Source organism: Microbacterium sp. CCH5-D1, from assembly GCF_001557335.1.
Taxonomy (GTDB): Bacteria; Actinomycetota; Actinomycetes; order Actinomycetales; family Microbacteriaceae; genus Microbacterium; species Microbacterium oxydans.
On sequence record NZ_LSJW01000175.1, the window covers coordinates 21,873 to 41,306 of the forward strand.

Sequence of the window (19,434 nt, forward strand, 5' to 3'; positions counted from 1 at the left end):
GCACATCGCACACCGCCTCCGAAGGGGAATCATGGGTATCGAGGACGCCGTCAACAAGGGCAAGGACCTGTACGAGCAGAACAAGGACAAGATCGCCGAGGCGGTCAAGAGCGAGCAGGCCGAGGACATCAGCGACAAGGTGCTCGACGGCGTGGCCGACTTCGCCAAGAAGATCGCTCCCGGCGCCGCAGACAAGATCGACGAGATCCGCGACAGCGCCGACAAGGCCGTCGGCAACGAGTAGCACTCAGCACCGCATCTGAGCGGCGATCCACTCCGGTGGGTCGCCGCTCTTCTGTTCCTGTCCAGCGGCTTCGGCTTCGGAATGTCGTCGGATGTGGCGCATCCACAGATGTATCCAGTAGGATCGTCGAGACCGCCTGGGGATCTTGCGGTCGGGGAGCCGAAGGGGTTCGGTTTCCCGAAGCACGCGGACTTCCGCGTACGAAACTGGGGAAATGCGATCTTGGGGATCATCGTGCGACGCGCGCCGTCACGGCGCCTGAGCGTCTCCCTGCCTGCGCGGCGGGTCTTCCGCCGCGCCCTCGGTCGAGGAGTTCGGCGTCCCTTCACGCCGGGCTACTCGCGTTCGGTGTGCCCCCTCGCACTGAACGCCCTCCCCAAGCGGGGCGAGGCATGGGGATGCCTCGCCCCGCTATCTCCTGGGATCTGAGTCGTCTCCGACGCGTCACCGGGACTGCCGGAGGAGCGCGACACGCCCGGGTTTGCGCAAGTGAAATCAGCCGTGGCAGAATAGACAGGTTCGATATTCCGTCGCCGCTGTGCGCGCGATGGATCACTGCCAGGGCAGTGCATAGACGGTGCCTCCTCCGGGACGGTGCAGGGTTCTAGGCCGCGGGTAGCAGAACACAACCCCGACACCCCTCTACATGAAGGGTTCTGCCGTGCGCGGCGGAAGGTCGGCATCCGGTCGCTTCACGGCGTCCGGCTGACAGAAGAACAGTGGTGCAGCAGATCGACTCGCAAGAGCCGTTCTCGTGCCGAGGCGCGAACAGCGCCGACGTGCGTCCAATGCCCCAGGGCCACCCGGTCCCGGACGGTAAGACGCTTAAAGAGAGAGAGCAGACAATGGCGGGACAGAAGATCCGCATTCGCCTGAAGTCGTATGACCACGAGGTCATCGACACGTCCGCACGCAAGATCGTCGACACCGTGACCCGTGCGGGCGCAACCGTCGTCGGCCCCGTGCCCCTTCCGACCGAGAAGAACGTCGTGTGCGTCATCCGGTCGCCGCACAAGTACAAGGACAGCCGCGAGCACTTCGAGATGCGCACCCACAAGCGTCTGATCGACATCGTCGACCCGACGCCCAAGGCCGTCGACTCGCTGATGCGTCTCGACCTGCCGGCCGATGTCAACATCGAGATCAAGCTCTGAGGTTCGACATGGCTGACATCAACTCCAAGGTTTCCAAGGGCATGCTGGGCACGAAGCTCGGCATGACCCAGGTGTGGAACGAGAGCGGCAAGCTCGTTCCCGTCACCGTCATCGAGCTGGCACCCAACGTGGTCACCCAGGTCCGCACGCCCGAGAAGGACGGCTACAACGCCGTGCAGATCGCGTACGGCCAGATCGACCCCCGCAAGGTGAACAAGCCGCTCTCCGCCCACTTCGAGGCAGCAGGCGTCACGCCGCGTCGTCACGTCACCGAGATCCGCACCGCGGATGCCGGCGACTACAACCTGGGCCAGGAGCTCACGGTCGACGGCACCTTCGAGGCCGGCCAGCTCGTCGACGTCGTCGGCACGAGCAAGGGCAAGGGCTTCGCCGGTGTCATGAAGCGTCACAACTTCAAGGGTGTCTCGGCTTCGCACGGTTCGCACCGCAACCACCGCAAGCCCGGCTCCATCGGCGCATCGTCGACCCCGAGCCGCGTCTTCAAGGGCATGCGCATGGCCGGCCGTATGGGTGGCGAGCGCGTGACCGTCCTCAACCTCACGGTGCACTCCATCGACATCGAGAAGGGACTCATGCTCGTCAAGGGCGCCGTCCCCGGTGCTCGTGGCCGCATCGTCTATGTCCGCAACGCAGTGAAGGGTGCCTGATCATGGCTGACTCCACTCTCGCGCTCGACGTCCTCAAGGCAGACGGCAAGAAGGCAGGCTCGATCGAGCTTCCCGCCGCGCTGTTCGACGCCAAGACGAACATCCCGCTCATCCACCAGGTCGTCGTCGCGCAGCTCGCGGCGGCTCGCCAGGGCACGCACTCGACCAAGCGTCGTGGCGAGGTCTCCGGTGCCGGCCGCAAGCCCTTCAAGCAGAAGGGCACGGGTAACGCCCGTCAGGGTTCCATCCGCGCGCCGCACATGACCGGTGGTGGCATCGTGCACGGCCCCAAGCCGCGCGACTACTCGCAGCGCACCCCCAAGAAGATGATCGCCGCCGCCCTGCTGGGCGCGCTCAGCGACCGCTTCCGCGGTGACCGCATCCACGCCATCGAGTCCTTCGGGATCGACGGCACGCCTTCGACCAAGACCGCGGTGAACTTCCTCACCAACGTCGTCTCGTCGAAGAACGTGCTCGTCGTGATCGAGCGCAACGACGACGTGACGCTGAAGAGCATCCGCAACCTGTCGAACCTGCACGTGCTGACGTTCGACCAGCTCAACGCATACGACGTGCTCGTCTCCGACGACATCGTCTTCACCCAGGCCGCGCTCGAGGGCTTCATCGCCTCCAAGTCCGGCGCCAACCAGGAGGTCTCCGCATGAGCGAGCAGGCATCTGTTCTCCAGACGGCCCTGAACAAGGACCCGCGCGACATCATCCTGAAGCCGGTCGTGTCCGAGAAGAGCTACGGTCTCATCGATGAAGGCAAGTACACCTTCCTCGTCGACCCGCGCGCTTCGAAGACCGAGATCAAGCTCGCCATCGAGAAGATCTTCGGCGTCAAGGTCGCAGGGGTCAACACCCTCAACCGCGTCGGCAAGGCTCGTCGCACCCGCTTCGGCACCGGCAAGCGCAAGGACACCAAGCGCGCCATCGTCACCCTGAAGTCGGGCACCATCGACATCTTCACGGCAATCGGCTGATCCGGGGGATAAGGACAATAATGGCTATTCGCAAGTACAAGCCCACGACCCCGGGCCGTCGCGGCTCGTCGGTGGCTGACTTCGCCGAGATCACTCGATCGACGCCGGAGAAGTCGCTGCTGCGCCCGCTCTCGAAGACCGGTGGTCGCAACAACCAGGGCCGCATCACGACCCGTCACATCGGTGGTGGCCACAAGCGCCAGTACCGCGTCATCGACTTCCGTCGTAACGACAAGGACGGCGTCAACGCCAAGGTCGCTCACATCGAGTACGACCCCAACCGCACCGCGCGCATCGCGCTGCTGCACTACTTCGACGGTGAGAAGCGCTACATCCTCGCTCCGGCGAAGCTGAAGCAGGGCGACATCGTCGAGTCGGGTGCCGGGGCTGACATCAAGCCGGGTAACAACCTCCCGCTGAAGAACATCCCCACGGGTACCGTGATCCACGCGATCGAGCTCCGCCCCGGCGGCGGCGCGAAGATGGCACGTTCGGCCGGCGCGTCCGTCCGTCTCGTCGCCAAGGACGGCCCCTACGCCCAGCTGCGTCTGCCCTCGGGCGAGATCCGCAACGTCGATGCGCGCTGCCGCGCGACCATCGGCGAGGTCGGCAACGCCGAGCAGTCGAACATCAACTGGGGCAAGGCCGGCCGCATGCGCTGGAAGGGCGTCCGCCCGACCGTGCGTGGTGTCGCGATGAACCCGGTCGACCACCCGCACGGTGGTGGTGAGGGTAAGACCTCTGGTGGTCGTCACCCCGTCTCCCCCTGGGGCCAGGCTGAGGGTCGTACCCGTCACGCCAACAAGGAAAGCGACAAGTACATCGTGCGTCGTCGTAACGCCGGCAAGAAGCGTAAGTAGGAGTAAGAGAAGATGCCTCGCAGTCTTAAGAAGGGCCCCTTCGTCGACGATCACCTGCTTCGCAAGGTGGTCGTGCAGAACGAAGCCGGCACCAAGAACGTCATCAAGACCTGGTCCCGTCGGTCCATGATCATCCCGGCCATGCTGGGTCACACGATCGCGGTCCACGACGGACGCAAGCACATCCCTGTGTTCGTGTCCGAGACCATGGTCGGTCACAAGCTGGGCGAATTCGCGCCCACCCGCACCTTCCGCGGCCACGAGAAGGACGACAAGAAGGGGCGGCGCCGCTAATGGTCGAATCGATCGCACGCGTGAAGCACATTCGCGTGACCCCTCAGAAGGCTCGTCGTGTCGTCGCGCTCATCAAGGGCAAGCAGGCCCAGGAGGCTCTGGCGATCCTGAAGTTCGCTCAGCAGTCCGCCAGTGAGCCGATCTACAAGCTCGTCGCGTCGGCCATGGCCAACGCGCAGGTGAAGGCAGATCGCGACGGCGAGTTCCTCGACGAGAAGGACCTGTACGTGGCCAACGCGTACGTCGACGAGGGCACCACGCTCAAGCGTTTCCAGCCCCGTGCACAGGGTCGCGCTTTCCAGATCAAGAAGCGCACGAGCCACATCACGGTCGTGCTCTCGACGCCTGAGGTGGCTCCGGCCGCCGCGGGCGACAGCAACAAGAAGGCGAGCAAGTAATGGGACAGAAGGTAAACCCGTACGGCTTCCGTCTCGGCATCACGACGGACCACGTCTCGCGTTGGTTCTCTGACTCGACGAAGCCGGGTCAGCGCTACGCCGACTACGTCGCCGAAGACATCAAGATCCGTAACCTGCTCAAGACGCAGCTCGACCGCGCCGGTGTCTCGAACATCGAGATCGAGCGCACCCGTGACCGCGTCCGCGTCGACATCCACACCGCCCGTCCGGGCATCGTGATCGGTCGTCGTGGAGCCGAGGCCGAGCGCATCCGCGGCGACCTCGAGAAGCTCTCGGGCAAGCAGATCCAGCTGAACATCCTCGAGGTCAAGAACCCCGAGGCCGATGCACAGCTCGTCGCACAGGGCATCGCCGAGCAGCTCTCTGCTCGTGTGGCGTTCCGTCGTGCGATGCGCAAGGGTCTGCAGGGCGCTCAGCGCGCCGGCGCCAAGGGCATCCGCATCCAGGTCTCCGGCCGCCTCGGCGGCGCCGAGATGAGCCGTTCGGAGTTCTACCGTGAGGGTCGTGTGCCGCTGCACACGCTGCGCGCGAACATCGACTACGGCTTCTACGAGGCGAAGACCACCTTCGGCCGCATCGGCGTGAAGGTCTGGATCTACAAGGGCGACCTGACCGCGAAGGAGCTCGCTCGCGAGCAGGCCAACGCACCCAAGGCTCGTCGTGACGACCGTGGTGGCGACCGCCGCCGTGCCCCGCGCAACGAGGCACCTGTCGCAGAAGGAGCGTCGGCATAATGCTCATCCCCCGTAAGGTCAAGTTCCGCAAGCAGCACCACCCGGGTCGCTCGGGTCAGGCCACCGGCGGCACGAAGGTCTCCTTCGGCGAGTACGGTATCCAGGCCCTCACGCCCGCTTACGTGACGAACCGTCAGATCGAGTCCGCTCGTATCGCGATGACCCGTCACATCAAGCGTGGTGGAAAGGTGTGGATCAACATCTACCCCGACCGTCCGCTCACGAAGAAGCCGGCCGAAACCCGCATGGGTTCCGGTAAGGGTTCCCCCGAGTGGTGGGTCGCCAACGTCAAGCCGGGCCGTGTCCTCTTCGAGGTCGCGGGTGTCGACGAGGAGCTCGCTCGCGAAGCTCTGACCCGTGCAATTCACAAGCTGCCGCTCAAGGCACGCATCATCAAGCGCGAGGAGGGCGACGCGTAATGGCGATCGGCACCAAGGAGCTCGCCCCGGCAGAGCTCGACACATTCGAAGACCAGCGCCTCGTGGAGGAGCTGCGCAAGGCCAAGGAGGAGCTGTTCAACCTCCGTTTCCAGTCGGCCACCGGCCAGCTGGAGAGCCACGGCCGCATCCGCGCCGTCAAGCGCGACATCGCGCGCCTCTACACCGTGATCCGCGAACGCGAGCTGGGCATCCGTGCGACGCCCGCTCCGGTCGAGGCTCCGGCGAAGAAGGCGACCAAGTCGAAGGCGAAGAAGGCGGACTCCGCCGACGACGCCGTGAAGGAAGAGGCTGAGTGATGGCCACCAAGAAGGAAGCGACTGTGGAGACGCAGGCCGCAGGACACGAGTCGTCCGAGCACGACGTCCGCGACGCCGCTGCCCGCGGTTACCGCAAGGCACGCCGCGGCTACGTCGTCAGCGACAAGATGGACAAGACCATCGTGGTCGAGGTCGAGGACCGCGTGAAGCACCCGCTTTACGGCAAGGTCATCCGCCGCACCTCGAAGGTCAAGGCGCACGATGAGGCGAACTCCGCCGGCATCGGCGACCTGGTCCTGATCAACGAGACCCGCCCGCTGAGCGCCACGAAGCGCTGGCGTCTGGTGGAGATTCTGGAGAAGGCCAAGTGATCCAGCAGGAATCCCGACTCAAGGTCGCCGACAACACCGGCGCCAAGGAGCTGCTCACCATCCGCGTTCTCGGTGGCTCGAAGCGCCGTTACGCGGGCCTCGGCGACACCATCGTCGCGACCGTCAAGGACGCGATCCCCGGTGGAAACGTCAAGAAGGGCGACGTCGTCAAGGCGGTCATCGTCCGCACCAAGAAGGAGGTCCGTCGTCCGGACGGCTCCTACATCAAGTTCGACGAGAACGCCGCAGTGATCCTGAAGAACGACGGGGAGCCCCGCGGCACCCGTATCTTCGGGCCGGTCGGTCGTGAGCTTCGCGACAAGAAGTTCATGAAAATCGTCTCGCTGGCGCCGGAGGTCATCTAATCATGGCGAAGATCAAGAAGGGTGACCTGGTTCAGGTCATCACCGGTGCCACGCAGGAGCGTGGCGGCGACCGTGGCAAGCAGGGCAAGGTCCTGGATGTCCTCGCCGACAAGAACCGCGTGATCGTCGAAGGCGTGAACTACGTCACCAAGCACACGCGCGTCGGCCAGACGCAGCGTGGCACCAAGACCGGAGGCATCGAGACCGTCGAAGCCTCCATCCACATCTCGAACGTCGCACTCGTCGACCCCTCGACCAAGAAGCCGACCAAGGTCGGCCACCGGGTCGAGGAGCAGACGAAGGACGGCGTGAAGCGCACCGTCCGTGTGCGCTACGCGAAGAAGAGCGGTAAGGACCTCTGATGAGCACCGACACTGCCGCGCCGGCTGGCAAGATCCAGCCGCGCCTGAAGCAGAAGTACAACACCGAGATCAAGAAGGCTCTGCAGGAAGAGTTCGGCTACGCGAACGTCATGCAGATCCCCGGACTGGTCAAGGTCGTCGTGAACACCGGTGTCGGCGAGGCAGCTCGCGACAGCAAGGTGATCGATGGCGCGGTCGACGATCTCACCAAGATCACCGGCCAGAAGCCGATCGTCACGAAGGCTCGCAAGTCCATCGCGCAGTTCAAGCTGCGCGAGGGACAGGCCATCGGCGCGCACGTCACCCTCCGTGGTGACCGCGCGTGGGAGTTCGTGGATCGCCTCGTCTCGCTCGCACTGCCCCGTATCCGCGACTTCCGCGGTCTCTCGGGCAAGCAGTTCGACGGCAACGGCAACTACACCTTCGGTCTCCAGGAGCAGAGCGTGTTCCACGAGATCGATCAGGACAAGATCGACCGGGTTCGCGGTTTCGACATCACCGTCGTCACCACCGCGAAGACGGATGACGAGGGCCGGGCACTGCTCCGCCACCTCGGCTTCCCGTTCCGCTCGGAAGACGCACAGGCGTAACACCCTCGACGGGCTCAGTGGTCTCGTGTCACTGAGCCCGTCGATGTGCACGTACAATTGAAGATTGCGTGTCATCGCAGGCCGTCTGTCGTGTAACGGCAGCCGGAACCTCATGAACAAAGGAAAACAACAATGACAATGACAGACCCGGTCGCAGATCTGCTGACCCGTCTGCGCAACGCGAACTCGGCGCACCACGATTCCGTGACCCTGCCGTCGAGCAAGCTCAAGACGCACATCGCTCAGATCCTCCAGCAGGAGGGCTACATCGCCGGCTGGGAGACCTCTGACGCCCGCGTCGGACAGAACCTCACGCTGACGCTGAAGTACGGTCCCAACCGTGAGCGCTCCATCGCTGGCATCAAGCGCGTCTCGAAGCCCGGTCTCCGCGTTTACGCGAAGTCGACCGAGCTCCCCACGGTCCTCGGCGGCCTTGGCGTGGCGATCCTGTCCACCTCCTCCGGTCTTCTCACCGACCGTCAGGCAGAGCAGAAGGGCGTGGGCGGAGAAGTTCTCGCCTACGTGTGGTAATTCGAAATGTCGCGTATTGGACGACTTCCCATCGACGTTCCTGCGGGCGTGACCGTTTCGGTCGACGGCCGTGAGGTCGCGGTGAAGGGCCCCAAGGGTGAGCTCACCCTCACGGTGGCCAGCCCCATCGAGGTCGCGGTCGAGGAGAACCAGGTTCTGGTCTCCCGTCCCGACGACGAGCGCGAGTCGCGGTCGCTTCACGGCCTGACCCGCACGCTCATCAACAACAACATCATCGGCGTGACCCAGGGCTACACCAAGGGTCTCGAGGTCGTCGGTACCGGTTACCGCGTGCAGCAGAAGGGCAGCTCGGTCGAGTTCGCCCTCGGCTTCTCGCACCCGGTCCTGATCGACCCGCCCGCCGGCATCACGCTCACGGTCGAGGGCACCACGAAGCTCACCGTCAGCGGGATCGACAAGCAGGCTGTCGGCGAGGCAGCTGCCAACATCCGCAAGATCCGCAAGCCCGAGCCGTACAAGGGCAAGGGTGTGCGCTACGCCGGCGAGAACGTGCGTCGCAAGGCCGGAAAGAGTGGTAAGTAACCATGGCTCTCAAGTCAAAGTCTGACGCCCGCGCGCGTCGTCACGCCCGCCTTCGCAAGAAGGTCGTCGGCACCGAGGCGCGTCCGCGTCTCGTCGTCAACCGCTCGGCCCGCCACGTCTTCGTGCAGCTGGTCGACGACAGCAAGGGTCACACCGTTGCGTCGGCTTCGACGCTCGAGACCGACCTGCGCTCGCTCGAGGGTGACAAGACCGCCAAGGCCCGCAAGGTCGGCGAGCTCCTCGCCGAGCGTGCGAAGGCTGCCGGCGTTTCCGAGGCAGTGTTCGACCGTGGCGGCAACCGCTACGCCGGTCGTGTCGCCGCCATCGCCGACGGCGCCCGCGAGGGGGGTCTGGCACTGTGAGTGACAACAAGGAGAACGAAGTGACCGAAGCGGCTGCTGCCACTTCCGAGACGGCTGCCGGCACCACGCAGGCCGAGCCGGCTCGCGACTCGCGTGACGGCCGCCGCGGCGGCCGTGGCGACCGCAACCAGGGTGGCGGTCGTGACCGCAACTCCCGTGACCGCGGCGACAACCAGTTCCTGGAGCGCGTCGTCACCATCAACCGCGTCTCGAAGGTCGTGAAGGGTGGTCGTCGCTTCAGCTTCACCGCCCTCGTGGTCGTCGGTGACGGCAACGGTCTGGTCGGTGTCGGCTACGGCAAGGCCCGCGAGGTCCCTCTGGCGATCTCGAAGGGTGTCGAAGAGGCCAAGCGCAACTTCTTCCGCGTTCCGCGCGTCGGCAGCACCATCCCGCACCCCGTGCAGGGTGAGGCGGCCGCCGGTGTGGTCCTGCTCCGCCCGGCTGCCGCCGGTACCGGTGTCATCGCCGGTGGTCCGGTCCGCGCCGTGCTCGAGTGCGCCGGTATCCACGACGTGCTGTCGAAGTCGCTCGGCTCGTCGAACACGATCAACATCGTGCACGCGACGGTCACCGCCCTGAAGCAGCTCGAGGAGCCTCGTGCGGTCGCCGCACGTCGTGGCCTCGAGTTCGACCAGGTTGCCCCTGCGCGTCTCGTGCGCGCCGAGGCAGACGCCATCGCCGCACAGAAGGTAGGTGCCTGATGGCCGCGCGACTGAAGGTCACGCAGATCAAGTCCAAGGTGAGCGAGAAGCAGAACCAGCGCGACACGCTGCGCAGCCTCGGTCTGAAGCGGATCGGTGACACCACCGTCCGCCCCGACGACGCGCAGACGCGTGGTTACGTCAAGACCGTCGCCCACCTCGTCAAGGTTGAGGAGATCGACTAATGGCCGAGAAGAACGAGGCCGTCGAGGCTGAGAAGGCCCCGAAGAAGGCTGCGGCTCCCAAGGCTGCCGCCGAGAAGAAGCCGGCTGCGAAGAAGGCTCCGGCCAAGACCGCTGCCGCCGACGCGAAGGCTGAGGGCGCTGCCAAGAAGCCTGCCGCCAAGAAGGCGACGCCGGCGAAGGATGCTCCGGCATCCCGCCCCGGCGTGCTGAAGGTGCACCACCTGCGTCCGGTCCCCGGATCCAACACCGCCAAGACTCGCGTCGGCCGTGGTGAGGGTTCCAAGGGTAAGACCGCTGGTCGTGGAACCAAGGGCACCAAGGCGCGCAACACCGTTCGCGTCGGCTTCGAGGGTGGGCAGATGCCGCTGCACATGCGCACCCCGAAGCTGCGCGGGTTCAAGAACCCGTTCCGCGTGGAGTACCAGGTCGTGAACCTGGAGAAGCTCGCGGAGCTGTACCCGAAGGGTGGCGACGTCACCGTCGGCGACCTGGTCGCCAAGGGTGCCGTTCGCAAGAACGAGAAGGTCAAGGTTCTCGGAAACGGCGACATCGCCGTGAAGCTCACCGTTTCGGTCGACAAGGTCTCGGGTTCTGCCGAGCAGAAGATCGTCGCGGCTGGCGGATCCGTCAAGTAACCGCACAGCAAGAGGGGCCGGAGATTCTCCGGCCCCTCTTGTGGTTTCACACTCCGAGACCTTGCTCTGGGGCCGCATCCGGCGGGCCTGGTATCGGTGGCGAATTCCGGGAAGCCCGGTTTGCGTTACCCTGGTCTTTCAGCCGTCCTTCGGGAATCGGCAACCTTTTCAGGAGGAACGTCCTTGTTTAGCGCCATCGCGCGGATCTTCCGCACCCCAGACCTGCGGCGGAAGATCGGTTTCACTCTCGCCATCGTCGCGATCTACCGACTCGGCTCCAACGTCCCGGCTCCGTTCGTGGACTTCCCGAACGTCGAGGAGTGCCTCGCCGCCAACGCCGGCACCGATGGGCTGCTCGGGCTGGTCAACCTGTTCTCCGGTGGTGCACTGCTGCAGCTGTCGATCTTCGCGCTCGGTGTCATGCCGTACATCACCGCGACGATCATCACGCAGCTCCTGCGCGTGGTCATCCCGCACTTCGAGGCGCTGCACAAGGAAGGACAGGCCGGTCAGGCCCGTCTGACGCAGTACACGCGTTACCTCACGATCGCCCTCGCGCTGCTGCAGTCGACGACCCTCGTCACGGTGGCGCGCAGCGGCCAGCTCTTCGGAACCACCGACCTCGCGGCCTGCCAGCAGCTTCTGACGAACGACGTGTGGTGGGCGCAGCTGCTCATCATCATGGCGATGACGGCCGGTACCGGTCTGATCATGTGGTTCGCAGAGCTCGTCACCGAGCGGGGCATCGGCAACGGCATGTCGCTGCTCATCTTCACCTCGATCGCCGCGACGTTCCCCGGCGCCATGGGTCTGATCTGGCAGACCAAGGGCTTCGAGGTCTTCCTGCTTGTGCTGCTGGTCGGGATCATCGTGATGGGGCTCGTCGTGTTCGTCGAGCAATCCCAGCGACGGATCCCCGTGCAGTACGCCAAGCGCATGGTCGGTCGACGCACCTACGGCGGCACGAACACCTACATCCCGATCAAGGTGAACATGGCGGGTGTGATCCCCGTGATCTTCGCCTCGTCGCTGCTGTACATCCCGGCCCTCATCGCGCAGTTCAACACCCCGCAGGACGGATCTACTCCGGCGGCCTGGGTGACCTGGATCACGACGAACTTCACGACCGGCAACAGCCCCGTGTACATGGCGGCGTACTTCCTGCTGATCATCGGGTTTACCTACTTCTACGTGGCGATCACCTTCAACCCGGTCGAGGTCGCCGACAACATGAAGAAGTACGGCGGGTTCATCCCCGGCATCCGTGCGGGGCGTCCGACGGCCGAGTACCTCGACTACGTGCTCACCCGCATCACGCTCCCCGGCTCCCTCTACCTCGGTCTGATCGCGCTCATCCCGCTCATCGCCCTGGCCACCGTCGGCGCCAACCAGAACTTCCCGTTCGGCGGCGCCTCGATCCTCATCATCGTCGGTGTGGGTCTCGAGACGGTCAAGCAGATCGATGCGCAGCTGCAGCAGCGACACTACGAAGGGCTCCTCCGATGACAGCTTCCGCACGTCTTCTCATCGTCGGCCCGCAGGGCTCGGGCAAAGGCACGCAGGGCGTGCGGATCGCCGAGTCCTACGGCATCCCGGTCGTGTCGACCGGCGACATCTTCCGCGCGAACATCAAGGAGGGAACGCCGCTCGGCCAGCAGGTCACGGCGATCCTCGACAAGGGTGACCTCGTTCCGGATGAGCTGACCAGCGAGATCGTGCGCGACCGTCTGTCGCAGGAGGACGCAGCGCAGGGTTTCCTCCTCGACGGCTACCCGCGCAACACCGCACAGGTCGACCACCTCGAGTCGTTCCTCTCCGAACGGGGTGAGGCTCTCGACGCCGTCATCCTCCTCGACGTGCCCCGCGAGGAGAGCCTGGAGCGTCTGACGCTCCGTGCGACCGAGCAGGGACGCTCCGACGACACCCCCGAGGCCATCGGTCACCGTCTCGACATCTACGAGAACGAGACCGCCCCGATCCTTGAGGTCTACGGCGCCAAGGGCATCGTCGACCGCATCGACGGCGTCGGCTCGCTCGACGAGATCACCGAGCGCATCGCACAGGCTCTGGCCGCGCGCGGCCTGCGTCCCGCGGTCTCCACCTCCTGAGATGTTCCGCCGGTCGATCTACAAGACCCCGGCTCAGTTGCGGGCCATGGTGGAGCCCGGGCTGATCACGGCAGCGGCACTGGACGCCGTCCGCCCGCTGATCAAGGCCGGGGTCACCACCCTCGAACTCGACACCGTGGCGAACCGCACCATCCTCGCCCGCGGCGCCGAGTCGAATTTCCAGCTGGTGCGCGGCTACCACCACACGACCTGCATCTCGGTGAACGAGCAGGTCGTGCACGGGATCCCGGGGGAGCGGGTGCTCCAGCCGGGAGACATCGTGTCGGTCGACTGCGGTGCGCAGTTCCGCGGGTGGAACGGCGACAGCGCCATCACGGTCGTCGTGCCCGACCCGGAGCGCCCGGAGCTCGTCGCCCAGCGCGAAGAGCTCTCCCGCGTCACCGAGGGGTCGATGTGGGCCGGGATCGCCGCCATGGCCTCGGTCTCGTCCATCGACGAGATCGGCGCGGCCATCCAGGACTACATCGAGGCTCAGGGGCCCTCAGCGGTCTCGGGCGAGCCCTACGGCATCCTGCGCGAGTACGTGGGTCACGGCATCGGGCGCAAGATGCACGAGGCCCCCAGCGTCTTCAACTACCGCACGCCCGATCGTGGCGAAGACGTGAAGCCCGGTCTGGTGCTCGCGATCGAGCCCATGGTCACCGCCGGCGGAGATGCGACCTTCATCGAGGAGGACGACTGGACCGTCACGACGGTGGACGGTACGGACGGCTCCCATTGGGAACATAGCGTCGCCCTGCATGATGGGGGTATCTGGGTGCTCACCGCGCCCGATGGAGGAAGAGCCGGACTCGCCCCGTTCGGGGTAGAGCCTCGAGAGATCGGAAAGTAATGGCAGCGGCGAAGAGCAACACCAACTGGTTCGCGATCGGCGTCTCGATCGCCGTCGTCGTGGTGCTGGTGGCGATCGGCGGTCTCGTGGTGTTCCTCAACAACCAGGCCACCGCGCCCGGTGCGACGCCCAAGGCCAACGACACGTTCAACTCCGAGACCGGGGCGATCTCGTTCGGGGACGGCGAAGACACGATCGCGGTGTTCGTCGATTTCCAGTGCCCGGTCTGCAAGACCTTCGAGGACCAGTTCGGTGGACAGCTGGAGGCTGCGGCCGCCGACGGTCGTATCACCCTCGAGTACCACCCCATCGCGATCCTCGACCGGTTCTCGCAGGGGACCGAGTACTCGTCGCGCTCGGCCGGTGCCGCGGTGTGCGTCGCCGAGTCGAACCCGGAGCTGTACCTCGACTTCGCCAAGACGCTGTTCGAGAACCAGCCCGCGGAGAACACCTCGGGTCTCACCAACGACCAGCTCGCGGGCTTCGCGACGCAGGTCGGCGCAGACGACGCCGTGTCGTGCATCACCGATGAGACGTACCGCAAGTTCGGGGCAGCCCAGGCGAAGTCGCACGAGATCGCGGGAACGCCGACGGTCGAGATCAACGGAACGCGCCTCAACCTGCAGGACCAGGCCGACCTCAAGAAGTTCACCGACCTGATCAGCTGAGCCCGCTGCTCGTCCGCCGCGCGCGGTCGAGTTGCCGGATGGCTCCGGAGCGTCTAACATAGATCTTTGGTGCTTTGTGCCTTGATTCGGCGTGTCCGTCGGCGCAGTACCGCAATCCCATCACCCACCGCAGATCGACCGATCTGCAGAAGCGTCAGCGAGGCTATGGCTAAGAAAGACGGTGTCATCGAGATCGAGGGCGTGATCTCCGAGGCTCTGCCCAACGCGATGTTCCGCGTTGAGCTCAGCAACGGACACAAGGTCCTTGCAACGATCTCCGGCAAGATGCGGCAGAACTACATCCGCATCATCCCCGAGGACCGCGTGGTCGTGGAGCTCAGCCCCTACGACCTCACCCGCGGCCGTATCGTCTACCGCTACCGCTGATCGGTCGAGAAGTAACGGCCTGCCCCTGCCGGGGGCGGTACGAAGACAGCGAACAGGAAACATCATGAAGGTCAACCCCAGCGTCAAGCCCATCTGCGATCACTGCAAGGTGATCCGCCGTCACGGCCGCGTCATGGTGATCTGCAAGAGCAACCCGCGTCACAAGCAGCGCCAGGGCTGAGTCCCTGGCGGGCCCGCCGGTCTGATCGACGGGCCCGCGCTGTGCGGTATCGCTCACGCACATCTCACAACTGAATACACAACGGCAGGATCAGAACCCGCGCATGCGGGGGACACCTCGGGGCGGAGGCCCGGGCACCGATCCTGTTCCACACCTCCACAACACCCAGGAGAACCGCATGGCACGTCTTGCCGGCGTTGACATCCCGCGCGACAAGCGCGTGGTGATCGCCCTTACCTACATCTACGGCGTCGGCCGTACCCGCTCGGTCGAGATCCTCAAGGCGACGGACATCGACGAGAGCATCCGCGTGAAGGACCTCAGCGACGACCAGCTGATCGCCCTCCGCGACCACATCGAAGGCAACTACAAGGTGGAGGGTGACCTGCGCCGCGAGGTTGCAGCAGACATCCGCCGCAAGGTCGAGATCGGCTCCTACGAGGGCATCCGCCACCGTCGTGGTCTCCCGGTCCGTGGTCAGCGCACCAAGACCAACGCCCGTACCCGCAAGGGCCCGAAGCGCACCGTCGCAGGCAAGAAGAAGGCCCGCTAAGCGCGGCCCCAGGGACTAGGAGAACACTTTCATGGCTGCACCCAAGGCCGCCGCGCGCAAGCCGCGCCGCAAGGAAAAGAAGAACATCGCGCTGGGCCAGGCCCACATCAAGTCGACGTTCAACAACACGATCGTCTCGATCACCGACCCGTCCGGCGCCGTCATCGCCTGGGCATCGTCGGGTGGCGTGGGCTTCAAGGGCTCCCGCAAGTCGACCCCGTACGCCGCCGGCATGGCTGCCGAGTCCGCTGCCCGTCAGGCTGCGGAGCACGGCGTCAAGAAGGTCGACGTCCTCGTGAAGGGTCCGGGCTCCGGCCGCGAGACCGCGATCCGCTCGCTCCAGGCCGCAGGCCTCGAGGTCGGCTCGATCCAGGACGTCACCCCGCAGGCACACAACGGCTGCCGTCCGCCGAAGCGTCGCCGCGTCTGATTCGCGTGTCGAGCCGCTCGGTCCCTTCGCGGTCTGAGCGGCTCGACGCCCGCGTGCGGGCATCGACTTCCACAACTCAAAACCTCACCCCACCACATGTCATATAGCGGGCATGTGATCGAAAGGAACACAGAGTGCTTATTGCACAGCGTCCCACACTGACCGAGGAAAAGATCGTCGAGAACCGTAGCCGGTTCATCATCGAGCCTCTGGAGCCCGGCTTCGGTTACACGATCGGCAACGCGCTGCGCCGCAGCCTGCTGTCGTCGATCCCCGGTGCTGCTGTCACCAGCGTTCGCATCGACGGCGTGCTGCACGAGTTCAGCACCATCCCCGGCGTGAAGGAGGATGTCACCGAGATCATCCTCAACATCAAGCAGCTCGTCGTCTCGTCGGAGCGCGATGAGCCCATCACCGCGTACCTGCGCAAGACCGGTGCGGGCGAAGTCACCGCCGCTGACATCTCGGCTCCGGCCGGTGTCGAGGTGCAGAACCCCGAGCTCGTCATCGCGACGTTGAACGACACCGCGAAGTTCGAGCTCGAGCTCACCATCGAGCGTGGCCGTGGCTACGTCTCGGCGACGCAGAACCGCAACGAGTACGCCGAGGCCGGTCAGATCCCGATCGACTCGATCTACTCGCCGGTCCTCAAGGTCAGCTACCGCGTCGACGCGACCCGTGCCGGGGAGCGCACCGACTTCGACAAGCTCGTCCTGGATGTCGAGACCAAGTCGGCGATCAGCCCCCGCGACGCCGTCGCTTCGGCTGCGAAGACGCTCACCGAGCTGTTCGGTCTCGCCCGCGAGCTGAACGTCGAGGCCGAGGGCATCGAGATCGGCCCGGCGCCGGTGGAGGCAGTGAACTCCAGCGAGCTGTCGATGCCGATCGAGGACCTCGACCTGTCGGTCCGCTCGTACAACTGCCTGAAGCGTGAGGGCATCAACACCGTTTCCGAGCTCGTCGCCCTGTCGGAGACGCAGCTCATGAACATCCGCAATTTCGGCCAGAAGTCGGTCGACGAGGTGCGCGACAAGCTCATCTCGCTCGGTCTGTCGCTCAAGGATTCGGTGCCCGGTTTCGACGGCGCCCACTTCTACGGCGGCAGCGAAGACGAGTCCTTCTGATACCCGACCTTTCTGACCAGGAGTTAGACGATTATGCCCAAGCCCACTAAGGGTCCCCGCCTCGGAGGCGGCCCCGCCCACGAGCGCCTGATGCTTGCCAACCTCGCGGCGGCGCTCTACACCCACAAGTCGATCAAGACGACCGAGACCAAGGCGAAGCGCCTTCGTCCGCTCGCCGAGCGACTGATCACGTTCGCCAAGCGTGGCGACCTGCACGCGCGTCGTCGCGTGCTCTCGGTCATCGGTGACAAGGAAGTCGTGCACGTCCTGTTCTCCGAGATCGCGCCGCTCGTCGCGGACCGTGAGGGTGGCTACACCCGCATCACGAAGGTCGGCAACCGCAAGGGCGACAACGCTCCGATGGCCGTGATCGAGCTCGTCCTCGAGCCCGTCACCCCGAAGGCGAAGTCGACCAAGAAGGCTGCTGCTCCGAAGGCCGAGAAGCCGGCTGAGGTCGTCGAGGAGGCTCCCGCTGAGGAGGCTCCCGCCGACGAGACCGTCGAGGCCGGCGCCGAGTCGCAGGCCGAAGGCGAAGCCGCTGAGGCTGCTGCCGAGGACGCTGTCGAGAAGAAGTCCGAGTAAGCACTCGCTCACGAAGAAGCCCGCCGCCCTTTCGGGGTGGCGGGCTTCTTCGTGTTCCGGGCGACGTCGTCAGCGCGCGCGCAGATCCTTGCGCAGGATCTTCCCCGAGCTCGATTTGGGGATCACATCGATGAACTCCACTTGCCGGACTTTCTCGTGCGGTGCCACGTGTGCGGCCACGTGCGCCATGACCGATTCTGCATCGAGGTCGGCGCTCGGCTGACGGACGACGAACGCCTTCGGCACCTCCTGCCCGTCTTCATCGAAGGCACCGATGACGGCCGCATCGGCGATGGCGGGGTGCTCGAGCAGCACGGCTTCCAGCACGGCGGGTGCCACCTGATAGCCCTTGTACTTGATGAGCTCCTTGAGCCGGTCGACGATCCGGTAGATGCCGTCGTGCGTGACAGTCGCCACATCGCCGGTGTGCAACCAACCATCGGCGTCGAGCATCTCCGCCGTGGCATCCGGGCGATTGAGGTACCCGACCATCACCTGGGGGCCGCGCACCCACAGCTCACCGGGCTCGCTCGTTCCCGACTCGGGCACCGTGACGTCCTCGCCCGACTCGGGGTCGACGAGGCGTGCTTCCGTGTTCGGAACGAGGGGACCGATGCTCGAGCGGTCGATGTCGGTGCGTGTCTCGGAGGTGAGGTTCACCGCGGGACTGGTCTCGGTCATGCCGTAGCCCTGGGTGACGATGCAGCCCAGCCGGTTGGCCACCGCCGAGGCCAGCGCTCCGTCGAGAGGGGCGGCGCCGGAGAAGACGACCTTCACAGAGGAGAGGTCGTACTGGTCGATGATCGGGTGCTTCGCAAGGGCGACCGCGATCGGGGGAGCGACGAACACCCACGTGGTGCGGTGCTCGGCGATGATGCGCAGGAACTCGGGAAGGTCGAACTTCGGCATCGTGACGAGTCCGGCGCGCTGTCGCAGCGCGAAGTTCAGCAGCACCGTCATGCCGTAGATGTGGAAGAAGGGCAGGACGGCGAGCACCCGGTCGCTCGCATCGACGCCGAGCACCGGGCCGCACTGCGACACGTTCGCGACCAGGTTGCGGTGCGTGAGCATCACGCCCTTCGGGCGTCCGGTCGTTCCCGAGGAGTAGGGGAGCACGGCGAGGTGGGTGGACCGGTCGAAGGACACAGCCGGTGCCGGGTGCCCTTCGCCGAGGAGCGCAGCGAGCGATGGGTGTCCGTCCGCGCCGTCGAGCACGATCACATGATCGGCATCGAAGCCGAGCTTCTCGGCAGCGGCCTGAGCTCCGGGGAGGAGCGGGGAGACCGTCACGAGCCAGGTCGCGCCGGCATCTGTGAGCTGATTCGCGATCTCCTCCGCCGTGTAGAGGGAGTTGATCGTGGTGGCCGTCGCCCCCGCGCGGAGGATGCCGTGGAACACGGTCGCGAAGGCGGGGACGTTGGGGCAGAGCACCCCGACCGTCGTGCCGACTCCCACCCCACGCGCCGCGAGAGCGCCGGCGAACAGATCGATCTGCCCGACGAGTTGACGATAGGTCGTGGTCGCGCCGCTCACGCCGTCGACGAGCGCGACGGTGTCGAGTTCGGCGTCGGTGAGGTCGCCGAAGAGGAACTGGTGGATGGAGACCTCGGGGATCTCCACATCGGGATAGGTACTGCGAACCATGAGATCTCCTTCGATCCGGGCAGGCTGACGACGTCGTCGGATGCGATCCAGTGTCGCACACAATGGCACTGCGTCCCAGGGGAGTCGCGTACGTCTGAGAGTCAGACGGCGGCGCGATACCGGGTGCTCGGGCGGCCCTTGGTCGAGTAGTCGAGGGAGCGCGTCGCACTGCCGGACGCGGCGAGATGCTCGAGGTAGCGGCGG

Annotated in this window: 32 protein-coding genes; 31 read left to right on the top strand and 1 reads right to left on the bottom strand. The window is 65.5% G+C overall.

Annotated features, from left to right (window positions below):
* Positions 1-31 precede the first annotated feature (31 nt).
* The 31 genes from AX744_RS10775 (at position 32) to rplQ (ending at position 17,586) form a co-directional block, all read left to right on the top strand.
* A complete protein-coding gene (locus AX744_RS10775) occupies positions 32-244 on the top strand; it encodes a hypothetical protein (protein WP_045264638.1) in 213 nt (70 codons plus the stop codon).
* A gap of 845 nt (positions 245-1,089) precedes the next feature.
* Positions 1,090-1,398: a 30S ribosomal protein S10 gene (gene rpsJ / locus AX744_RS10780; RefSeq protein ID WP_017201594.1), complete on the top strand. Its 309-nt coding sequence runs from the start codon at positions 1,090-1,092 to the stop codon at positions 1,396-1,398.
* 8 nt (positions 1,399-1,406) lie between these two features.
* Positions 1,407-2,066: a 50S ribosomal protein L3 gene (rplC, locus tag AX744_RS10785; protein WP_021201123.1), complete on the top strand. Its 660-nt coding sequence runs from the start codon at positions 1,407-1,409 to the stop codon at positions 2,064-2,066.
* Between the two features lie 2 nt (positions 2,067-2,068).
* Complete coding sequence (gene rplD / locus AX744_RS10790) at positions 2,069-2,731, top strand: 50S ribosomal protein L4 (RefSeq protein WP_021201122.1); 663 nt, start codon at positions 2,069-2,071, stop codon at positions 2,729-2,731.
* Entirely contained in the window at positions 2,728-3,051 is a 324-nt protein-coding gene (gene rplW / locus AX744_RS10795) for a 50S ribosomal protein L23 (protein WP_017829206.1), read from the top strand. The genes rplD and rplW overlap by 4 nt, the downstream gene beginning before the upstream one ends.
* Before the next feature lie 20 nt (positions 3,052-3,071).
* Positions 3,072-3,911, top strand: coding sequence for a 50S ribosomal protein L2 (gene rplB, locus AX744_RS10800; RefSeq protein ID WP_017201590.1), 840 nt, complete (start codon positions 3,072-3,074; stop codon positions 3,909-3,911).
* A gap of 12 nt (positions 3,912-3,923) precedes the next feature.
* Positions 3,924-4,205 (top strand): 30S ribosomal protein S19, encoded by a 282-nt coding sequence (gene rpsS, locus AX744_RS10805; protein ID WP_017829205.1) that lies wholly within the window; start codon positions 3,924-3,926, stop codon positions 4,203-4,205.
* On the top strand, positions 4,205-4,603 hold the full coding sequence (gene rplV, locus AX744_RS10810; protein ID WP_045264641.1) for a 50S ribosomal protein L22: 399 nt from the start codon (positions 4,205-4,207) through the stop codon (positions 4,601-4,603). The genes rpsS and rplV overlap by 1 nt, the downstream gene beginning before the upstream one ends.
* Positions 4,603-5,358, top strand: coding sequence for a 30S ribosomal protein S3 (gene rpsC / locus AX744_RS10815; RefSeq protein WP_017201587.1), 756 nt, complete (start codon positions 4,603-4,605; stop codon positions 5,356-5,358). The genes rplV and rpsC overlap by 1 nt, the downstream gene beginning before the upstream one ends.
* Positions 5,358-5,777: a 50S ribosomal protein L16 gene (gene rplP / locus AX744_RS10820; protein WP_017829203.1), complete on the top strand. Its 420-nt coding sequence runs from the start codon at positions 5,358-5,360 to the stop codon at positions 5,775-5,777. The genes rpsC and rplP overlap by 1 nt, the downstream gene beginning before the upstream one ends.
* Entirely contained in the window at positions 5,777-6,094 is a 318-nt protein-coding gene (rpmC, locus tag AX744_RS21260) for a 50S ribosomal protein L29 (RefSeq protein ID WP_017829202.1), read from the top strand. Before rplP ends, rpmC begins: the two co-directional genes overlap by 1 nt.
* The gene (gene rpsQ / locus AX744_RS21265) at positions 6,094-6,426 is read left to right on the top strand and encodes a 30S ribosomal protein S17 (RefSeq protein ID WP_017829201.1); all 333 of its coding nucleotides are present in this window, start codon (positions 6,094-6,096) and stop codon (positions 6,424-6,426) included. Before rpmC ends, rpsQ begins: the two co-directional genes overlap by 1 nt.
* Positions 6,423-6,791: a 50S ribosomal protein L14 gene (gene rplN / locus AX744_RS10835; protein ID WP_017201583.1), complete on the top strand. Its 369-nt coding sequence runs from the start codon at positions 6,423-6,425 to the stop codon at positions 6,789-6,791. The genes rpsQ and rplN overlap by 4 nt, the downstream gene beginning before the upstream one ends.
* A gap of 2 nt (positions 6,792-6,793) precedes the next feature.
* Complete coding sequence (gene rplX / locus AX744_RS10840) at positions 6,794-7,153, top strand: 50S ribosomal protein L24 (RefSeq protein ID WP_045264644.1); 360 nt, start codon at positions 6,794-6,796, stop codon at positions 7,151-7,153.
* A complete protein-coding gene (rplE, locus tag AX744_RS10845) occupies positions 7,153-7,743 on the top strand; it encodes a 50S ribosomal protein L5 (protein WP_045264645.1) in 591 nt (196 codons plus the stop codon). Before rplX ends, rplE begins: the two co-directional genes overlap by 1 nt.
* A gap of 132 nt (positions 7,744-7,875) precedes the next feature.
* Positions 7,876-8,274: a 30S ribosomal protein S8 gene (gene rpsH, locus AX744_RS10850; RefSeq protein WP_021201117.1), complete on the top strand. Its 399-nt coding sequence runs from the start codon at positions 7,876-7,878 to the stop codon at positions 8,272-8,274.
* A gap of 6 nt (positions 8,275-8,280) precedes the next feature.
* Entirely contained in the window at positions 8,281-8,817 is a 537-nt protein-coding gene (gene rplF, locus AX744_RS10855) for a 50S ribosomal protein L6 (protein WP_017829197.1), read from the top strand.
* Between the two features lie 2 nt (positions 8,818-8,819).
* Positions 8,820-9,179 (top strand): 50S ribosomal protein L18, encoded by a 360-nt coding sequence (gene rplR, locus AX744_RS10860; RefSeq protein ID WP_017201578.1) that lies wholly within the window; start codon positions 8,820-8,822, stop codon positions 9,177-9,179.
* A 20-nt stretch (positions 9,180-9,199) separates the two neighbouring features.
* Positions 9,200-9,880, top strand: coding sequence for a 30S ribosomal protein S5 (gene rpsE / locus AX744_RS10865; RefSeq protein WP_269430495.1), 681 nt, complete (start codon positions 9,200-9,202; stop codon positions 9,878-9,880).
* Positions 9,880-10,065, top strand: a complete 186-nt coding sequence (gene rpmD / locus AX744_RS10870; RefSeq protein WP_017201575.1) for a 50S ribosomal protein L30 — start codon at positions 9,880-9,882, stop codon at positions 10,063-10,065. Before rpsE ends, rpmD begins: the two co-directional genes overlap by 1 nt.
* Positions 10,065-10,700, top strand: a complete 636-nt coding sequence (gene rplO / locus AX744_RS10875; protein ID WP_061016850.1) for a 50S ribosomal protein L15 — start codon at positions 10,065-10,067, stop codon at positions 10,698-10,700. Before rpmD ends, rplO begins: the two co-directional genes overlap by 1 nt.
* Before the next feature lie 183 nt (positions 10,701-10,883).
* Positions 10,884-12,206 (top strand): preprotein translocase subunit SecY, encoded by a 1,323-nt coding sequence (secY, locus tag AX744_RS10880; RefSeq protein ID WP_046747821.1) that lies wholly within the window; start codon positions 10,884-10,886, stop codon positions 12,204-12,206.
* A complete protein-coding gene (locus AX744_RS10885) occupies positions 12,203-12,808 on the top strand; it encodes an adenylate kinase (RefSeq protein ID WP_058632584.1) in 606 nt (201 codons plus the stop codon). Before secY ends, AX744_RS10885 begins: the two co-directional genes overlap by 4 nt.
* Position 12,809: 1 nt before the next feature.
* Entirely contained in the window at positions 12,810-13,661 is an 852-nt protein-coding gene (gene map, locus AX744_RS10890; RefSeq protein ID WP_058632585.1) for a type I methionyl aminopeptidase, read from the top strand.
* Positions 13,661-14,329: a DsbA family protein gene (locus tag AX744_RS10895; protein WP_046747824.1), complete on the top strand. Its 669-nt coding sequence runs from the start codon at positions 13,661-13,663 to the stop codon at positions 14,327-14,329. Before map ends, AX744_RS10895 begins: the two co-directional genes overlap by 1 nt.
* 165 nt (positions 14,330-14,494) lie before the next feature.
* Positions 14,495-14,716, top strand: a complete 222-nt coding sequence (infA, locus tag AX744_RS10900) for a translation initiation factor IF-1 (RefSeq protein ID WP_017201569.1) — start codon at positions 14,495-14,497, stop codon at positions 14,714-14,716.
* 64 nt (positions 14,717-14,780) lie between these two features.
* Positions 14,781-14,897, top strand: a complete 117-nt coding sequence (gene rpmJ / locus AX744_RS10905) for a 50S ribosomal protein L36 (RefSeq protein WP_005050492.1) — start codon at positions 14,781-14,783, stop codon at positions 14,895-14,897.
* Between the two features lie 178 nt (positions 14,898-15,075).
* Entirely contained in the window at positions 15,076-15,450 is a 375-nt protein-coding gene (rpsM, locus tag AX744_RS10910) for a 30S ribosomal protein S13 (protein WP_017201568.1), read from the top strand.
* Positions 15,451-15,481: 31 nt separating this feature from the next.
* Positions 15,482-15,880, top strand: a complete 399-nt coding sequence (gene rpsK, locus AX744_RS10915) for a 30S ribosomal protein S11 (protein WP_017829189.1) — start codon at positions 15,482-15,484, stop codon at positions 15,878-15,880.
* A 134-nt stretch (positions 15,881-16,014) separates the two neighbouring features.
* Positions 16,015-17,004, top strand: a complete 990-nt coding sequence (locus AX744_RS10920; RefSeq protein ID WP_021201111.1) for a DNA-directed RNA polymerase subunit alpha — start codon at positions 16,015-16,017, stop codon at positions 17,002-17,004.
* A gap of 33 nt (positions 17,005-17,037) precedes the next feature.
* Entirely contained in the window at positions 17,038-17,586 is a 549-nt protein-coding gene (gene rplQ / locus AX744_RS10925) for a 50S ribosomal protein L17 (protein ID WP_061016852.1), read from the top strand.
* Between the two features lie 69 nt (positions 17,587-17,655).
* Here rplQ and AX744_RS10930 read toward each other — a convergent pair whose 3' ends face one another.
* Positions 17,656-19,230, bottom strand: a complete 1,575-nt coding sequence (locus AX744_RS10930; protein ID WP_061016854.1) for an AMP-binding protein — start codon at positions 19,228-19,230, stop codon at positions 17,656-17,658.
* Positions 19,231-19,434: the final 204 nt, after the last annotated feature.

What these genes read in the sequence shown, in the direction of transcription:
- AX744_RS10775 (WP_045264638.1), top strand. Translation starts at nt 32, where the DNA reads ATGGGTATCGAGGACGCCGTCAACAAGGGCAAGGACCTGTACGAGCAG.
- rpsJ (WP_017201594.1), top strand. Translation starts at nt 1,090, where the DNA reads ATGGCGGGACAGAAGATCCGCATTCGCCTGAAGTCGTATGACCACGAG.
- rplC (WP_021201123.1), top strand. Translation starts at nt 1,407, where the DNA reads ATGGCTGACATCAACTCCAAGGTTTCCAAGGGCATGCTGGGCACGAAG.
- rplD (WP_021201122.1), top strand. Translation starts at nt 2,069, where the DNA reads ATGGCTGACTCCACTCTCGCGCTCGACGTCCTCAAGGCAGACGGCAAG.
- rplW (WP_017829206.1), top strand. Translation starts at nt 2,728, where the DNA reads ATGAGCGAGCAGGCATCTGTTCTCCAGACGGCCCTGAACAAGGACCCG.
- rplB (WP_017201590.1), top strand. Translation starts at nt 3,072, where the DNA reads ATGGCTATTCGCAAGTACAAGCCCACGACCCCGGGCCGTCGCGGCTCG.
- rpsS (WP_017829205.1), top strand. Translation starts at nt 3,924, where the DNA reads ATGCCTCGCAGTCTTAAGAAGGGCCCCTTCGTCGACGATCACCTGCTT.
- rplV (WP_045264641.1), top strand. Translation starts at nt 4,205, where the DNA reads ATGGTCGAATCGATCGCACGCGTGAAGCACATTCGCGTGACCCCTCAG.
- rpsC (WP_017201587.1), top strand. Translation starts at nt 4,603, where the DNA reads ATGGGACAGAAGGTAAACCCGTACGGCTTCCGTCTCGGCATCACGACG.
- rplP (WP_017829203.1), top strand. Translation starts at nt 5,358, where the DNA reads ATGCTCATCCCCCGTAAGGTCAAGTTCCGCAAGCAGCACCACCCGGGT.
- rpmC (WP_017829202.1), top strand. Translation starts at nt 5,777, where the DNA reads ATGGCGATCGGCACCAAGGAGCTCGCCCCGGCAGAGCTCGACACATTC.
- rpsQ (WP_017829201.1), top strand. Translation starts at nt 6,094, where the DNA reads ATGGCCACCAAGAAGGAAGCGACTGTGGAGACGCAGGCCGCAGGACAC.
- rplX (WP_045264644.1), top strand. Translation starts at nt 6,794, where the DNA reads ATGGCGAAGATCAAGAAGGGTGACCTGGTTCAGGTCATCACCGGTGCC.
- rplE (WP_045264645.1), top strand. Translation starts at nt 7,153, where the DNA reads ATGAGCACCGACACTGCCGCGCCGGCTGGCAAGATCCAGCCGCGCCTG.
- rpsH (WP_021201117.1), top strand. Translation starts at nt 7,876, where the DNA reads ATGACAATGACAGACCCGGTCGCAGATCTGCTGACCCGTCTGCGCAAC.
- rplF (WP_017829197.1), top strand. Translation starts at nt 8,281, where the DNA reads ATGTCGCGTATTGGACGACTTCCCATCGACGTTCCTGCGGGCGTGACC.
- rplR (WP_017201578.1), top strand. Translation starts at nt 8,820, where the DNA reads ATGGCTCTCAAGTCAAAGTCTGACGCCCGCGCGCGTCGTCACGCCCGC.
- rpmD (WP_017201575.1), top strand. Translation starts at nt 9,880, where the DNA reads ATGGCCGCGCGACTGAAGGTCACGCAGATCAAGTCCAAGGTGAGCGAG.
- rplO (WP_061016850.1), top strand. Translation starts at nt 10,065, where the DNA reads ATGGCCGAGAAGAACGAGGCCGTCGAGGCTGAGAAGGCCCCGAAGAAG.
- AX744_RS10885 (WP_058632584.1), top strand. Translation starts at nt 12,203, where the DNA reads ATGACAGCTTCCGCACGTCTTCTCATCGTCGGCCCGCAGGGCTCGGGC.
- map (WP_058632585.1), top strand. Translation starts at nt 12,810, where the DNA reads ATGTTCCGCCGGTCGATCTACAAGACCCCGGCTCAGTTGCGGGCCATG.
- AX744_RS10895 (WP_046747824.1), top strand. Translation starts at nt 13,661, where the DNA reads ATGGCAGCGGCGAAGAGCAACACCAACTGGTTCGCGATCGGCGTCTCG.
- infA (WP_017201569.1), top strand. Translation starts at nt 14,495, where the DNA reads ATGGCTAAGAAAGACGGTGTCATCGAGATCGAGGGCGTGATCTCCGAG.
- rpmJ (WP_005050492.1), top strand. Translation starts at nt 14,781, where the DNA reads ATGAAGGTCAACCCCAGCGTCAAGCCCATCTGCGATCACTGCAAGGTG.
- rpsM (WP_017201568.1), top strand. Translation starts at nt 15,076, where the DNA reads ATGGCACGTCTTGCCGGCGTTGACATCCCGCGCGACAAGCGCGTGGTG.
- rpsK (WP_017829189.1), top strand. Translation starts at nt 15,482, where the DNA reads ATGGCTGCACCCAAGGCCGCCGCGCGCAAGCCGCGCCGCAAGGAAAAG.
- rplQ (WP_061016852.1), top strand. Translation starts at nt 17,038, where the DNA reads ATGCCCAAGCCCACTAAGGGTCCCCGCCTCGGAGGCGGCCCCGCCCAC.
- AX744_RS10930 (WP_061016854.1), bottom strand. Translation starts at nt 19,230, where the DNA reads ATGGTTCGCAGTACCTATCCCGATGTGGAGATCCCCGAGGTCTCCATC.